The sequence below is a fragment of the Gardnerella sp. C0684A1 genome (genome assembly GCF_055326835.1).
In genome coordinates this window covers 52,844-67,642 of sequence record NZ_JBLTSX010000003.1, presented here as the reverse complement: position 1 = coordinate 67,642, position 14,799 = coordinate 52,844, and the positions used below count along the sequence as shown (strand labels likewise).

Sequence of the window (14,799 nt, the reverse complement as noted above, 5' to 3'; positions counted from 1 at the left end):
AGTTGCCATGACGCGAGCACTGTATAAGTATACAGGCGAGTGTATTAATTTTCTTTCTGTGCTGAATTTGTTGTTCTGCGTCTAATAAGACGATTTTCTTTACTATCTTCAATTGCTTCTTCAATGAGCTCTACATCAGCACGTTCTTCGCGAGGTGCTTGCTCAAGAATGTCGATATGATAATCGTCATACGCTGGTGCTGACTGAATCCATAATTGTGATGGCTCCGGTGGTTCTATTTCGGAATGTTCTCCACAACCATGGTCTAATGAGACAACTCTACCATCATCTGGACTCCACATGTTTGCGCATACGCCAAACATTGATCCTAAGCTTCCTGCAAGAGGTATTAGGAATCCACAAGATGAGCATGCGTTCCCGTCTGCAACTTTTGTTGAAAGTGATTTCGGACCGTGTTGACCTGCGTACCACCGTTTTGCGGTTTGTGAGATAGCTTTTGCTGTCATGACGTGTTTACGAGATAAACGTAGTTTTGAGATTACTTCCTCAAGATCTTCGTCTTCTTCGCTATCCTTGCTATTTTTTGCAGTTTCAGCAAGTATATCTTTGCTACCTTCTGCAGTATTATCTGTCTCGTTTGCGTCTAAAGTATTGTCACTTTCAGATAGTTTAATATCCGATTCTGTTTCTGGCTTGGACTCTGACTTGGACTCTGACTTGGACTCTGACTTGGACTCTGACTCCGTTTCGCAAGTTTCTTCGGTAGAGTTTTCCTTATCTATTTTTTCACTAGATTCTTCATTCTCTACATCATCCGAGTCGCAAGGACTATCAGTATTAGTTTTATGAAGTGAATTTACAGCTCTAAAACCGTCTTCAAGTCTACTGTCATCTTCTTCTGTACCGATTGAATCCATAACAGACAAATCAGAAGGCTTTAAACGATCCTTCCAAGGTATCCATTTTGGTGGTAATAAAGAGTTCTCAGTAGGCGCAAGAGTAGACTCGTTTACAGTCCAACGCTCAGCTTCTATATCATGATACAGTGTTATAGACCACTGCCACCCTTCATAACCAGGTTTTTTGCACTCGAAACGAAAATCAGTGACATTGTCGTCAAGTTCTATCGAAGTTACAAATTCACCAACATAATCAGGGTTCTCTGAAGTCTCCACAGCTATGTCGTACGATAGCTTTTTTGGATCCATCAATTCATCTGTCATAAAACTATTCCTGAAAATTAGTCTTGCACATCAAAATTATCGGCTACAGCACGCAGCAAAGTAGCAAGTTTTTTGCTTTCGCTAGTTGAAGGGTAGTGCCTGCGTCTTAAGCCGTTTCCTGCTGCATCTAATAGTTTGATAAGATCTTCTACAATAGCTGCCATGTCTTCCGCTTTAGGGCGTGTTGCCTTAACTAAGGATGGCGCTGTGTGCACAATAGTTAAACCCATAGCTTGTGGGCCGCGTCTACCTTCTATAACAGAAAACTCAACACGAGTGCCCTTGTTTAGTTTCTTTACGGTAGATGGAAGTGCTGAGGATGGAAGAAAAACATCTTTACCATCCTCACTCGTAATGAAACCAAACCCCTTCTGATCGTCGTACCAACGCACACGCCCGTTGGGCATAACACACCTCACTCATACAATATATCGCTTGTACATACACATAAACACAGAACGCTACAACACTGATTTATACACATCAACTGCAGCATAATTAGCTTTTCTGCATCAACTATTATTCCATTGTAGCGCATAACTGTTTATACGTCAGGAAAGCTTAAATTTTTATGTGTTGCTCTTATTTTTGTTCATATTTTGTTGTTGAAGCAGTATCAATAACAGTACGTATAGGTAGTATTACTGTAAGAGTAAGACCGTGCCGCGTACCTGAATTTGATTTGTTTGAATAACTGCTCATAGTGTCGTCAATATTTCTTGGCTCGTATATGGCACCAATATTCGAAGAAGTAGCGCATATAAAACCATGGTGAGCTTTTACCACAGATTGAGCAATAGCCATACCTAATCCTGTTCCACCCTTTTCTCTAGCGCGGGAAGGATCAGCAATATAGAATCTTTCAAAAATGTGTGGTAATGACTCTTCTGGAACACCTGGACCATGGTCAATTACGCGAATAATAGCGTAATTGTTATACGGTTCATCATAATCATCTTGGACAATAGTGTTTATAAAATCCTTCAACGATTCAGATGTAGATTGCATTTTAGAAAGAATTTCTGGGCTTATAGAAGCTTTTACTATTCCCATTCCTATTTCTACAGGTGAATCTACAGGAGTGTATCGGTGAATATTTCCAACAATATTCGTCATTACCTGTCGCAATCTTGCTCCATCTCCTAACAAACTTACATTAGGAAGTTTTCCAGGAGTAAAAACAATTTTTCTTTCAAAATCTTGCTCATCGTACGACAAATCGTAATCTCTAATTATTATTTCGCCCTGTTGAACAGAACGAACTGGATCAAGAGCATGTAAGTCGTTCGCTGCATCAGAAATAATTGGAGCAATACTTACGGTTTGAGAAGTGTTAATACCGCGTCCTTCATCCAAGCGCGCTAGTGAGAGCAAATCTTCAACTAGCTCAGTCATTCGTTCGCTTGAAGCTTTAATATGCGCAATAGAGTCATCTGCTCGCTTTTGCTCATCTGGCATACCTCTCCACATGTAATACAATTCTGCATAACCGTGAATTGCTGCAAGAGGTGTTCTAAGCTCATGACTTGCATCAGAAACAAATCGTTTCATTTTCTCAGTCATTGCTTCCTGCTCATTAAATCCTCGTTCGATTCTTGTAAGCATGGAATTTAGAGAAGCTGCTAATGAGCCCACTTCCGTATTTATAGGTGCTGAAGGAACTCGCCTACTTAGGTCACCTGAAGCAATTTTTGAAGCAGTTTTTTCTATACGTTTCAGCGGTCCTAAAGTTGATTGAATAATTAATGCTGCAAAAACAGCGCCAAGAAGAATAACTGCAATACTCACCATTACGCAGTATCTTGTGAGAGTATTAAGCGTATCTAATTGATCGTTCAGCGAAAGAGCAATATAAATATAGCCACGGATTTTCATTTTGTTGTTAACGCGTGGACCCCATGCTAAAACACTAACTCGCCACGGTGAATTAGCTATTCTAGAAGTTGTTTCATCAATTCCTTCAGTATTTCCTTTTATTTTTGCAGGAGCTGTAAAAGGTTTACGATTGAGCACTACGTTATCAACTACACCGCTTTTAGGAAGAACAGGTTCTGAAACAATATTTCCCTTTAAAGGTGGTATTAATGGTGTTGCGATAATTCTGTTATTAGTGTCTCGTATTTGTAAGAAGTAATCGTTTGGTCCAATAGCTGTTCGATCTGCATCTTTACTGTGAAGCAAATCAACATTATTTTCGCAGATTAGCTGAGCTTGATCTGATAGCTGAGAGTCGGTTTTGTCAAGAAGATAGTTTCCTACCAATTGGCGAATTGACAGTGATATGCAGAATGCTGCTACAGTTAAAACAGCAATAGTACATGCGACTAGCCTAGTGCTAAGAGGAATTGCGTCAATACGAGATTTTACAGACCACTTCTTCTTAATATTTAAGTCTTCTTTTGGGTTGACTTTTACAACTAGTGACGAAGAATTTCCCTGCTGAGTTGCTTTTCCCTGTACACTAGAATTTTGCAAATTTGAGATAGAATTTTCAGTTACTCTATTCTCGCTATTGTAATTACCGCTAGAACTAGAATTAGTCTGTGCGAAATTTTTAAAACGTAACTTTTTAAAAAAATTACGTTTCAACTTAAGCACAGTATTAAATAGATTCATCTTCAAAACAGACAACCTACTGTTAGTCTTTTCTTCAGATTCACTTTTACTCTCTTTTTTATTTTTTCGAGTAAATAGTGAAGTTATAGAAGAAATTAGACGAGTTATTCCCCGCATAATTAGGCTTGACCTGCCTTTGGTTCACGAATCATGTAGCCAATTCCACGTTTTGTTTCAATTAGTGGTGCTACTTTACAAATCTCTCCATTTTCGTCTTTAATTTCTATTCCATCGACTTTGCGACGAAGATACGATATGTATGATTCTACGATTGCTGCGTCTCCGCCCCAATCGTACTGCCATACGTGGTTTAGGATTTGATTCTTAGAAAGTACTCTGCCCTCATTATCCATAAGATATTGAAGTAATTTATACTCTGTAGGACTTAACTCGATAGGTATTCCAGAACGAGTTACATCATGAGAGTCTTCATTAATCTCTAGATCAGCTACTCTAATAATATTTGTTGCTTCGAGCGGTTCGTGAGTTCTTCTGAGTATAGCGCGAATTCTAGCAACAACCTCTTCAAGACTGAAAGGCTTAGTTACATAGTCGTCTCCGCCTACAGTAAGACCCATAATTTTATCTTGAGTATCATCTCTTGCAGTTAGGAATAAAACAGGAACTGTAATACCGTTTTGACGAATTCGACGCGTTACTGTAAACCCATCAATATCTGGGAGCATAACGTCCATAACAATTAAATCTGGGCGTACGCGTTCAATAACTTCTACTGCTTCTGAACCGGAAGCTGCGGTTTCTACTTCAAAACCGGCAAAATGCAATGAGGCGACCAAAAGCTCACGAATGGAAGGTTCATCGTCGACTACCACAATAGATGCTTCAAGATTATTACTCATATTGTTTAGCATCACTTATTAAGCTGAAAGTTTCCTGAATAAATGCTGGGAAAGTGCATTAATATAAAAAATAAAAAAAATTTTTTGAAAAAAATATTTTTTAAAAGAAAACCCAGCAATACCAACCCAATAAGGCTGTATCCACAATGCCAAAAAATGTTTTTCTGTACTGAAGATTTGTTTTATATTCTTAAATATCGCAATTTATTGCCTTGGATTTTATCAGATAGTTTTAGTTTGTATGAGTATCTGATTTTATTTAGGCAGTAATTAACGCGATAAAAAAACTCTGCTTTAAAAAAATTCACGTACGTGAATGTAAAAAAACTAAAGCAGATTACTAAAACAGTGCATAAAACATATGGGGGTAAAATATGGCACAGTTTCGAGTTGATTCAGAACAAATTCAGCAGGCAGCAGCTGCAGTTGGTACCTCGGTTAGTGCAATTAGAGAAGCAGTTAACGGGATGTATGCCAACCTACAGCAATTACAAAGCGTTTGGACGGGTGCTGCAGCAACGCAGTTTGCGTCGACCGCTGGGCAATGGCGTGCGGCACAACAGCAGATGGAATTGTCTTTAGAGGCAATTCAGCAGGCAATGCAACATGCTTCAGGCGTATATCTTGATGCTGAAACTCAGGCTACTTCCCTATTTGGAATGGGCTGATTAGTTTAATTACAAAAGTAAAAGTAATGGCGGCATACTCATCATGAGCGTGTCGCCATTACTTATTTTATTAGCAGTTTATTTATGAAGACTTAAACTACTTTTTATTTAGTAGCCCATGTCAGCGCCGGCCTGTGGTGCAGCAGCTGGCTTTTCAGGCTTGTTTGCAACAACAGCTTCAGTAGTCAAGAACAAACCTGCAATAGATGCAGCATTCTGTAGAGCAGAACGAGTCACCTTAACTGGGTCAGTAACACCAGCAGACATCAAATCTTCGTAAGTGTTAGTTGCAGCATTGAAGCCTTGACCTTCTGGAAGTTCGCGCACCTTGTTAAGTACAACATCTCCAGAAACACCAGAGTTCTGAGCAATCTGCTTGATTGGAGCTTCTACAGCGCGGAACACGATTGCAGCGCCTGTAGCTTCTTCGCCCTTAAGCTCAGTGATTGCCTGAGACTTCTCAACCTTTGCAGCAGCCTGAACCAAAGCTACGCCACCGCCTGGAAGCAAACCTTCCTCGATAGCAGCCTTAGCATTACGAACTGCATCTTCGATGCGATGCTTGCGTTCCTTAGCTTCAACTTCAGTAGCAGCGCCAACCTTAATAACAGCAACGCCACCAGCGAGCTTAGCAAGACGCTCCTGAAGCTTTTCGCGATCGTAATCAGAATCAGTGTTCTCAATTTCGGCGCGAATCTGAGCTACGCGAGCGTCAACATCTTCCTTAGAGCCAGCACCAGAAACGATAGTTGTTTCATCCTTAGAAACAATCACCTTAGCTGCATGGCCGAAAACAGAAGCATCGATTGAATCAAGCTTCAAGCCAAGGTCGTCAGAAACAACCTGTGCACCGGTCAAAATAGCCATATCCTGAAGCATAGCTTTACGACGATCTCCAAAGCCTGGAGCCTTAACAGCAACAGTATTGAAAGTGCCACGAATCTTGTTCAAAACAAGTGTTGGCAATGCTTCGCCATCAACATCTTCAGCAATAATAAGCAATGGCTTGCCGGACTTCATAACGAGCTCAGCAATATGAACAATATCCTGCTGGCTTGAAACTTTGCCAGAAGTTAACAAAATGTATGGGTCTTCAAGAACAGCAGTCTGATCTTCTGCGTTAGTGACGAAGTAAGGGGAAATATAACCCTTATCGAAACGCATACCTTCAGTGAAGTCCAAATCAAGACCGAACTTGTTGTTGTCTTCAACGGTAACAACACCGTCCTGGCCAACCTTGTCCAAAGCTTCAGCAATTTTTTCGCCAACTTCAGGGTCTGCTGCAGAAATAGTTGCAGTAGCAGCAATCTGATCCTTAGTTTCAACATCCTTAGCAGAAGCGAGAAGTTCCTTAACAATCGCTTCAGAAGCTTTTTCAATACCGCGGCGAAGAGCAATTGGATTGCTTCCTGCAACCACGTTCTTTAAACCTTCATGTACAAGAGACTGTGCAAGAACTGTTGCTGTTGTAGTACCATCGCCTGCAACGTCATCAGTCTTCTTAGCAACTTCCTTAACCAACTCGGCGCCAATACGCTCATATGGATCTTCAAGATCAATTTCCTTTGCGATGGAAACACCATCGTTGGTAATGGTTGGAGCGCCATAAGTCTTATCAAGCACTACGTTGCGACCTTTAGGACCGAGCGTAACTTTTACAGTATTAGCGAGCTTGTCAAGACCTGCGAGCATACCCTGACGGGCGTCCTCTTCATAGGCAATAATCTTTGCCATTTTTCCTCCACATATCGTAACTATGGAACTTTCACTCAAACGGTAACAATAAGTTATAGCCAGCCGTCAGCTGCCAGCTATCACTCTCAACCTTCGAGTGCTAATTGGTAGATTAGCACTCTCTGCGCTCGAGTGCCAGCTTTTAAGAAAAACAATTAGTAATAATTAAAAAATAATTAAAAAAGAAGCTGACAAAAACAAATTATGCCAGCTTCTTAAATATATTAAATTATTTGATAAATCGTGTTCTAGTAAGTAGTGTGTTTTGACTTACTTATAAAAACTTACTTGCATAGAACCACTGTAATTGGGGAAAGAATACCAGGTTCCTTTTCTACATTGCTAATACCCAAAGTCTTAGCAACTTCCTCTGCAGTAGCTTTATTTGCTTCATCTTTATACCAAACTACAGAATCGCTAGGAACCTTACCTGAAGGGTTTCCGGCAGAAACATTTGTGAATCCTGCAGACTTGAGTTTTTCAGCATTTTTAGCAGCATACCCTTGAGTCTTAGTGCCATTAATAACTTTGACAGCAACAGACTTATTAGCAGTGCCAGCATTGTTATTGTTGTCAGAAGTGTTCTCATTTGAAGAGTCTTTATTTGAAGAATCTTTATCGGAAGATTTACTATCTTTAGTATTCGACTTTTCAGAGTCTTTGTCATCTTCCGCGTCTTCTTGATTCTTCTTATCTTCAGACTTCACTTCTTTCTTAGCAACGGTCTGAGTAGTAGTAACTTGCTTATGGCTCCACGGCATGTGCCAATGCTGTATTTCTCCAGAAAGCACAGCCCAAGCCAAAAAGCCTAAGAAAGCAGAAACTATTAACACAACAAGGTAAGGCAAAAGTACGGAATACCAAGCGCGGTTGCCGCGGTGCACTCCAATCGGACCTTCAGGTGGATTGTCGAATGCATCGGGTGTATCAGACACGTTTCTTGTTGTTCGCGCCATAATAGGAATCCCTCCAAAGTATAGAACAAAGCAATATGCAACCTATAGTACAGAATGCCGGTCACAAACACGTCAAAAAATACTAAATGTTTTGCAATTATTTTGAAAAATTTACAGCATAAAATATTCAGAAAATATTTGCCTCACCTATGTTTTACAGTTACTAGCATGAGTGTTGATCATATAAAACCTATGAATGAACTTATGGATCCAAGTTGGGCTGAAGCACTATCTACTGTGGAACCACAGATACGATACATGGGAAGATTTTTACGCAATAGAATTGCTCAAGGTCATCGTATTCTTCCTGCAAGTAGCAATATTTTACGAGCGTTTTCGCAGCCTATAAGTGAGATTAAAGTTCTTATAGTTGGTCAAGACCCATACCCCACTCCAGGGCATCCAGTTGGATTAAGCTTTTGCGTGGCTCCTGATGTTAAACCATTGCCAAAAAGTTTAATAAATATTTATAAAGAGTTAGTTAATGATGTCCACGTGCCTTATCCTGCAAATGGTGATTTAACTCCATGGACAAAGCAAGGAGTAATGCTGTTAAACAGATGCCTAACTGTTGAAGCTGGTATGGCCAATAGTCATCAAGGAAAAGGTTGGGAACAGGTTACCGATGAGGCTATTCGTGCTTTGAATAGAAGAGTAGATAAGAATGGAAAACCATTGCCACTGGTAGCTATTTTATGGGGGCGTAATGCTCAAACTCTTGCTCCGCTTTTAACTAATGCCGTACTCATAACATCACCTCATCCAAGCCCGCTTTCTGCTTCTAGAGGATTTTTTGGATCTCATCCGTTTTCTAGGGCGAACGATGCTCTTAAAAAAATGGGTGCAACTGCTATTAATTGGGAACTTCCTTCAGACGATAATTTAACAAATGCAATTTGCAAGTGAAAGCAAGAATATTTTCGTAAAATTTTGTAATTAAAACAGTTCAAAACGGCGAAAAATGAGCAGTACTACATATCAGCTACCATAGTATCTATGGCATTATTTCCACCTCAACCGCAAAAACAGTCTTCTGGTAGCGCAAACAATCCGGTTCCTGCACCAGCACCGACTGAAAATACTCTGGCATCATCTTCCAGAATTCCAAGACCTCGCGTAAATCTTCCTATGGCGCATTCGGTTTCATCTAAAGTAAGCAATGCTAGCCAGCCAAGTGCAGTTGGTATAACTAACGAAGATGTTATGCGAGTTAAGCAAATTGTTACAGTAATTCGTACAAGATTTGCGTACACTTTAGTTGGTCAAGATTCACTTCGTGAATTACTGATTTTAACTCTTGCAGCAGGTGGCCACGTTCTTATAGAATCTGTCCCAGGTTTAGCTAAAACAACTGCAGCACAAACTCTTGCAACAGCGATGTCAGGTAGTTTTAAGCGAGTACAGTGCACTCCAGATTTGATGCCAGCAGATTTGATAGGTACTCAGGTGTTTGATTTCGCTTCGCAGCGTTTTACAACACAAATTGGACCTATTCACGCAAATATTATTCTTCTCGATGAGATTAATCGTTCTAATGCAAAAACCCAGTCAGCTATGCTAGAGGCCATGGCAGAAGGTGCAACGACTATTGGAGGTGAGCGTATAGCACTGCCTCAACCATTTATGGTTATTGCTACTCAAAATCCTATTGAAGAAGAAGGAACTTTTAATCTTCCAGAAGCACAGATGGATCGTTTCATGGTAAAAGCTATGTTAACTTATCCTACTGCTGATGAGGAAGTTCGTATGTTACAGCTTCTTACTAAGCGCGGATCTGATGTAATTGATCCTTCTACTCTAAAAACTCAGCAAATTAGTTTGCAAGATGTTACTTTTTTGCGTTCTGTTACTAAGCAAGTGCACGTATCTGAAGCAATTATGAAGTATGCTGTTGATATTGTTGCTACATCTAGAGGTGAAGGAAGTCACCCAATCCCAACACTTTCTTCACTAGTTAGAGTAGGTGCAAGCCCTCGTGCTTCTATATCATTAGTTCGTATTGGTCAAGCTCACGCCCTGCTTTCAGGACGAGATTACGTAATTCCAGAAGATATTAAGCTTTTCGCGCACGAAGTCTTAAGACATCGTATACTGCTCACATTTGAAGCTCTTGCAGATGGTATGAGTAGTGACCAAGTTATAGACGCAATAGTAAAGACGGTTCCTACCCCATGATCGGTGCTATCCGAAAAAACGCTAGTAATGCTAATAGTATGAGCTTAGATTTAGAACGAAATTATTCTAATTCTATTAACTCGGTTAATAGTTTTTTACGAAAGAATATTTCTTCAAAAAAGCTTGTACTATCTGAGCCTGCTCGTTTAGTGCGCAGAAGAATTGAATTGCTTACTAGAAGTACAGATTTGCCTCTTGCAAGAAAATCTATTGGAATGCTTGAAGGAGATCACTCTTCCAGAAGAAGATTTGGTACAGGCGACGTTATCGATATACATTCGTGGCAGCCTGGCGATGAAGCGAGAATGATGAATTGGTCTGCTAGTGCTCGTACTGGTCAGCCGATGGTATCTTCTAGGGAAAGAAGCTGCGCGTCTAAAACGTGGATACTTTTAGATACAAGCATACAAATGAGGGGTGCTTGCGTATCTGGTGAGTCTCTTTATGAAGCTGCATCAAACGCTGCGTTACTTATTGCAAGCTTGAGCATTAAACGTAATGACGCTGTTTCTTTAGTAGGAGTAGATGGCAAGAAAGTTGATCAATTAAAACCTTCAAAGAGTCTTGCGGATTTTGAGCATGAAATAGACAATCTTCTACTTAGAAGTTTGCATAATAGCAGAAATATTGATGATCTACTGTCGTTTGCTTTAAGCATTAAAAATCATAATAACCTTATTGTTATTGTTACTGACAACTACGCTTTATCTTGCAAAAATAATGATAAGTTGCGAAAAATTGCGCAAACTCATGTACTTATTGTTATAAACATTAATGCATTAAACCCTTTCGATTCTTCAAAGCAAGTAGATTTGATTGATGGAGTCACTTTGCGTAAAGTTCCAGCTTTTTTGCGAGACAAGAATATTATGCAAGAGGTTGAAAATAGTGACGAAATAAGATTTAACAATATGCAAGATCTTCTTTCTTCAATTAAAGCTACATACATTTGCGCTGAATCAAGTGAAGAGATTCTCAAAAAAACAGTACATCTTATTACTAAATCAACTTCATACTTAAATAGTGAGGTACAAAATACTGAAGGTAAAAGTGGAGTTGTCGCATGAGTAAAATACAAAATATTCAAAACGAAGCGCATTACGATTACCTTCTTTTAGGCATTGTTTTCGTAAGTATTTTGATTTTTGTTATTTCTGTAGTAGCAATTTACTTATCATTCAAACACGTACCCTCTAAAAATTTGGCTTCAAAAATAGCTGATGAAGCTGCTCACTCTCACAATGCCGATAGAAAAGCTTGGAGAGAAAAAATAGATAATATTGTTTCTAAATACCATAATAAAACTATTACTAAAGAGGAGGCGTTTGCAAAATTATCTGCTGTTGCTAAAGAATATATTTCTATTATGAGTGGCGAAAATATTGAGTCTCATACTCTTTTAGAGATTGGTTCTTTGCGAAATAAGTGGTCGAATAAGAATGGTGTTGATAAGCTACGTCAAACTATAGCAGCATTGTATCCTCCTGAATTTGCAGATAAAAATTTCAACACTCAAGCCAAAAATGCAAGCGTTGATCAGGCAGCAGAGTGGGTTCTTTCTTTGCTTGAAGGATGGCAAACGAGAGGTAAACGAAAATGAGCAATTTGTTTGAATCATTATGGCCTTGGAGATGGTGTTGGCCTCTCGTTTTGCTCGTCGGCATAGTTATTTCTGTAATTGTTGTGTTATTAGTGTTAGCTTATAGCTGGTTGCAGTCACTCGTAAAATCAAAACAGTTCACAGAACATGTGCACTCTGAAGAAAACTATGTGTTTACACTTGACGATAATCTTCAAGGAATTCTTGCAAGTATAGCTTGGAGAAGATGGAGACTTCTTAGAAGATTTGCTTCAATAATGCTTTCTTTGACTTTACTTTCTACACTAGCTTTAGCTGCTAGACCTGCAAGAGTTTTTAACGCTAATGAGCAAGCAAGTTCGAGAGATATTGTGCTATGCTTAGACGTTTCTGGCTCTACTCTTCCTTACGATCGTGAAGTTTTGCGATCATATATGAATTTAGTTGATCATTTTCAAGGTGAACGTATCGGTTTGAGTATTTTTAACTCTACTTCTAGAACAGTTTTCCCTCTTACTGATGATTATAATTTAGTGAAAACTCAGCTTAAGTATGCTTCAGATTTGCTCGATGGCGTGCAATCACAAAATGGTATTGATAATATGCAAAGAAAGCAGTATCAGCAGATTTCAGACTGGTTAGACGGTACACAAAATAGAAAAAACTCCACATCGCTAATTGGTGACGGTTTAGTAAGTTGCGCAGCTATGCTTCCTGGTTTTATTTACGGAAATGCTCACAATGAAACTAAAGCTGCGAATCGTTTCAACAGAACTGCTTCCATAGTTTTAGCGACCGATAATGTTGTATCTGGAAAACCAACTTACACTTTGCAAAAAGCGCTAATTTTAACGCAACTTGCTCGTATTAAAGTAGACGGATTATATTCAGGTTCTCAACAAAGCGTAAATAATCCTGCAAGTTTAAATATGAAAAGTCTTATCGAAAAATATGGCGGCGCTTTCTTAACCTTAAAAAGCGATAATTCTATAGAATCTTTAGTAAAAGAAATTGAAAAACGCCACTCAGGATCCGATCAGACATCCACTCAATCTGCTTTAAGTGATGATCCTGGGATTTGGACTATTCTAACTATTTTAAGTTTTATGATTTGGCTATTTGCAGCAAGGAGTATGAAGCGATGAGATTTACTTCAATTTCCTTGAAAGATAGTGGAAATATTCCTGGAGCTGGAAAATTAGTGTTTTCACCAACTTTAGGATGGCCAGTTGCGATTATCCTTATTCTTCTTCTCACTGTTGGAATTTTGTATGAGCTGTTTTCTTTTAAACGCAGTAATTCAACTAATTCTGACGAAACTTTAGGGATGAAATTAAGACGAATAGCAATCTGCTTTACTCTTATGACTTGCGCTTTAACACCTAGTATTATGCGTACTACGTGGCAAAGAGCAGTAAGTGCTACAAACGTTATCATTGTAATTGATAATACTGGTTCTATGAATGTGCGTGATGCTTCTTACTCAAAAGATAAAAATATTCAGCGTCTAGAAGCTGCGCGCAGTATTGTGTCTGACATAACTAAAGCTTATGCAAACGCAAGTTTTAGTGCTATACGTTTTGGATCTACTACTTCAGTTGATGTTCCTTTAACTCCTGATACTAAAGCTATTGATAATTGGGCTTCGGCTTTAAGAACAGAGCCGACTGGCATTTCTACAGGAACTAGTCTTGACTGTCCACTTAATAAAACTTTACTTGTGCTTAAATCAATTCATGATGCTCACCCAGACGATGTTACTGTAATGTATTTAATAAGTGATGGTGAAGAGACGACTAGTAGAAAGCGTCGCTCGTATTCTCCACTTCGCGCTTATTTAACTCACTCTTACATCGTTGGTGTAGGTAGTAAGCAGGGTGAGAAAATTCCTGTTTCAGATGAGCCTGTTGATGATATGGCAAACGGAACTATTAATTCTGGTAGTAGTTCTGGTAGTAATAGCAAAAATACCAATAGCCAGAAGTGGGTTATTGATCCAGCTACAGGCAATCCTGGAATTTCTAAGCTTGATGAGAATAATTTGAAAAATATTGCTGATGAAGTAAGTGGAACTTATGTTTATTCGCAATATCAGCATAATCTAGGTTCTGAAGCAAAAAGTATTCTTTCAAAACAGTGGAGAAATAATGAGACTGCAAAACCTCGTTTGCGCCCTGAACCGGTAGTTTGGCCTTGTGCGATGATTGCGTCTGTGCTTGTGCTATGTGAACTAGCATCGTGGGTAATTACATCCAGGAGGTTGGTGTGATGGCAAAATTAGAAAAGCATCATAAAGTGACATTGAGGAATTTTATTCGCGTAATTTCAGTATTATGCGCAATTTTATCGATACTACTCTCCTACTTTGCTATTACAAATTTTCGCGCGCAGAATGCGTATAACGCTGCCACAAGAAGTCTTATAGCTAATATTAAAGCTTCAAAAAAGTTGGATGTAGACAAAGATATGCTTAGAATTCAGCAGCAACAGACGGACGCTGAATTTTATGATGCATCTTCTAAAGGTTACGCTATTCTTTTGCCAGAATTGTCGGAAAGCATTAGGCTTAATGCAGAAATTTCTAAAAAGTTTACTAAAGAATTGCAGAAAAAAGTAGAAGACGAAAAACGTTCAAATAGTAAAAAAATAGTAAATGGCGAAGATACTTCAGAAAAATCTACTAAGGATAATAACGATAAAAGCAAGTCTTCTCAAAGTAATCATCCGCAGGCTAGCGAGAAATCTAATCCTGAATTAAGTAAAAATCAGCGAAATCAAGTTGAAAATTTGCTGAAAAATAATAATCATACCGAACACTCTGATGACGACAGTAGCGATGATGCTGATTCTAATAATCAGAAAGGAAAAACTATTGGGACTGCAAGAGACAGCAGTAATAGTACAAAGCCTTGGTAAAAAAATTTTTTAACTTTTCAAAAAATGCAAACAAAATAGCGTTAAAAATGGCTTAGTATAGCCATTTTTGCGCTTTTAATAGGCTGTATCCACAATGGTATTTTTTTAATG

General features: G+C 38.9%; 14 protein-coding genes. 8 read left to right on the top strand and 6 right to left on the bottom strand.

Annotation, left to right across the window (positions count from 1 at the left end; genetic code table 11):
- Positions 1 to 44: 44 nt before the first annotated feature.
- The 4 genes from ACNEUN_RS03595 to ACNEUN_RS03580 form a co-directional block, all read right to left on the bottom strand.
- Entirely contained in the window at positions 45 to 1,184 is a 1,140-nt protein-coding gene (locus tag ACNEUN_RS03595; RefSeq protein WP_463630897.1) for a DUF3027 domain-containing protein, read from the bottom strand.
- A 17-nt stretch (positions 1,185 to 1,201) separates the two neighbouring features.
- Positions 1,202 to 1,591: a cold-shock protein gene (locus ACNEUN_RS03590; RefSeq protein ID WP_427876955.1), complete on the bottom strand. Its 390-nt coding sequence runs from the start codon at positions 1,589 to 1,591 to the stop codon at positions 1,202 to 1,204.
- A gap of 175 nt (positions 1,592 to 1,766) precedes the next feature.
- The gene (locus tag ACNEUN_RS03585; RefSeq protein WP_427877546.1) at positions 1,767 to 3,668 is read right to left on the bottom strand and encodes a sensor histidine kinase; all 1,902 of its coding nucleotides are present in this window, start codon (positions 3,666 to 3,668) and stop codon (positions 1,767 to 1,769) included.
- A 251-nt stretch (positions 3,669 to 3,919) separates the two neighbouring features.
- Positions 3,920 to 4,660: a response regulator transcription factor gene (locus tag ACNEUN_RS03580; RefSeq protein ID WP_427876957.1), complete on the bottom strand. Its 741-nt coding sequence runs from the start codon at positions 4,658 to 4,660 to the stop codon at positions 3,920 to 3,922.
- A 374-nt stretch (positions 4,661 to 5,034) separates the two neighbouring features.
- Between ACNEUN_RS03580 and ACNEUN_RS03575 the strand changes: the two genes are divergently transcribed.
- Entirely contained in the window at positions 5,035 to 5,328 is a 294-nt protein-coding gene (locus tag ACNEUN_RS03575) for a WXG100 family type VII secretion target (protein ID WP_463630894.1), read from the top strand.
- Between the two features lie 108 nt (positions 5,329 to 5,436).
- Here ACNEUN_RS03575 and groL read toward each other — a convergent pair whose 3' ends face one another.
- Together groL and ACNEUN_RS03565 are read right to left on the bottom strand one after the other, a co-directional pair.
- Positions 5,437 to 7,062 (bottom strand): chaperonin GroEL, encoded by a 1,626-nt coding sequence (groL, locus tag ACNEUN_RS03570; protein WP_427876961.1) that lies wholly within the window; start codon positions 7,060 to 7,062, stop codon positions 5,437 to 5,439.
- A 284-nt stretch (positions 7,063 to 7,346) separates the two neighbouring features.
- The gene (locus tag ACNEUN_RS03565; protein WP_427876963.1) at positions 7,347 to 8,018 is read right to left on the bottom strand and encodes a LytR C-terminal domain-containing protein; all 672 of its coding nucleotides are present in this window, start codon (positions 8,016 to 8,018) and stop codon (positions 7,347 to 7,349) included.
- A 168-nt stretch (positions 8,019 to 8,186) separates the two neighbouring features.
- Here ACNEUN_RS03565 and ACNEUN_RS03560 point away from each other — a divergent pair, with 168 nt between their 5' ends.
- The 7 genes from ACNEUN_RS03560 (at position 8,187) to ACNEUN_RS03530 (ending at position 14,688) form a co-directional block, all read left to right on the top strand.
- Entirely contained in the window at positions 8,187 to 8,924 is a 738-nt protein-coding gene (locus ACNEUN_RS03560; protein WP_463630892.1) for a uracil-DNA glycosylase, read from the top strand.
- Positions 8,925 to 9,146: 222 nt separating this feature from the next.
- Complete coding sequence (locus ACNEUN_RS03555) at positions 9,147 to 10,193, top strand: AAA family ATPase (RefSeq protein ID WP_463631088.1); 1,047 nt, start codon at positions 9,147 to 9,149, stop codon at positions 10,191 to 10,193.
- 38 nt (positions 10,194 to 10,231) lie between these two features.
- On the top strand, positions 10,232 to 11,260 hold the full coding sequence (locus tag ACNEUN_RS03550) for a DUF58 domain-containing protein (RefSeq protein WP_463630890.1): 1,029 nt from the start codon (positions 10,232 to 10,234) through the stop codon (positions 11,258 to 11,260).
- Positions 11,257 to 11,793 carry a hypothetical protein gene (locus ACNEUN_RS03545; protein WP_427876967.1) on the top strand — a complete coding sequence of 179 codons (537 nt, stop codon included), beginning with the start codon at positions 11,257 to 11,259 and terminating at the stop codon, positions 11,791 to 11,793. The genes ACNEUN_RS03550 and ACNEUN_RS03545 overlap by 4 nt, the downstream gene beginning before the upstream one ends.
- On the top strand, positions 11,790 to 12,917 hold the full coding sequence (locus ACNEUN_RS03540) for a vWA domain-containing protein (protein WP_463630888.1): 1,128 nt from the start codon (positions 11,790 to 11,792) through the stop codon (positions 12,915 to 12,917). The genes ACNEUN_RS03545 and ACNEUN_RS03540 overlap by 4 nt, the downstream gene beginning before the upstream one ends.
- Complete coding sequence (locus tag ACNEUN_RS03535; protein ID WP_463630886.1) at positions 12,914 to 14,041, top strand: vWA domain-containing protein; 1,128 nt, start codon at positions 12,914 to 12,916, stop codon at positions 14,039 to 14,041. Before ACNEUN_RS03540 ends, ACNEUN_RS03535 begins: the two co-directional genes overlap by 4 nt.
- Positions 14,041 to 14,688: a DUF6466 family protein gene (locus ACNEUN_RS03530; protein WP_427876973.1), complete on the top strand. Its 648-nt coding sequence runs from the start codon at positions 14,041 to 14,043 to the stop codon at positions 14,686 to 14,688. The genes ACNEUN_RS03535 and ACNEUN_RS03530 overlap by 1 nt, the downstream gene beginning before the upstream one ends.
- Positions 14,689 to 14,799 lie beyond the last annotated feature (111 nt).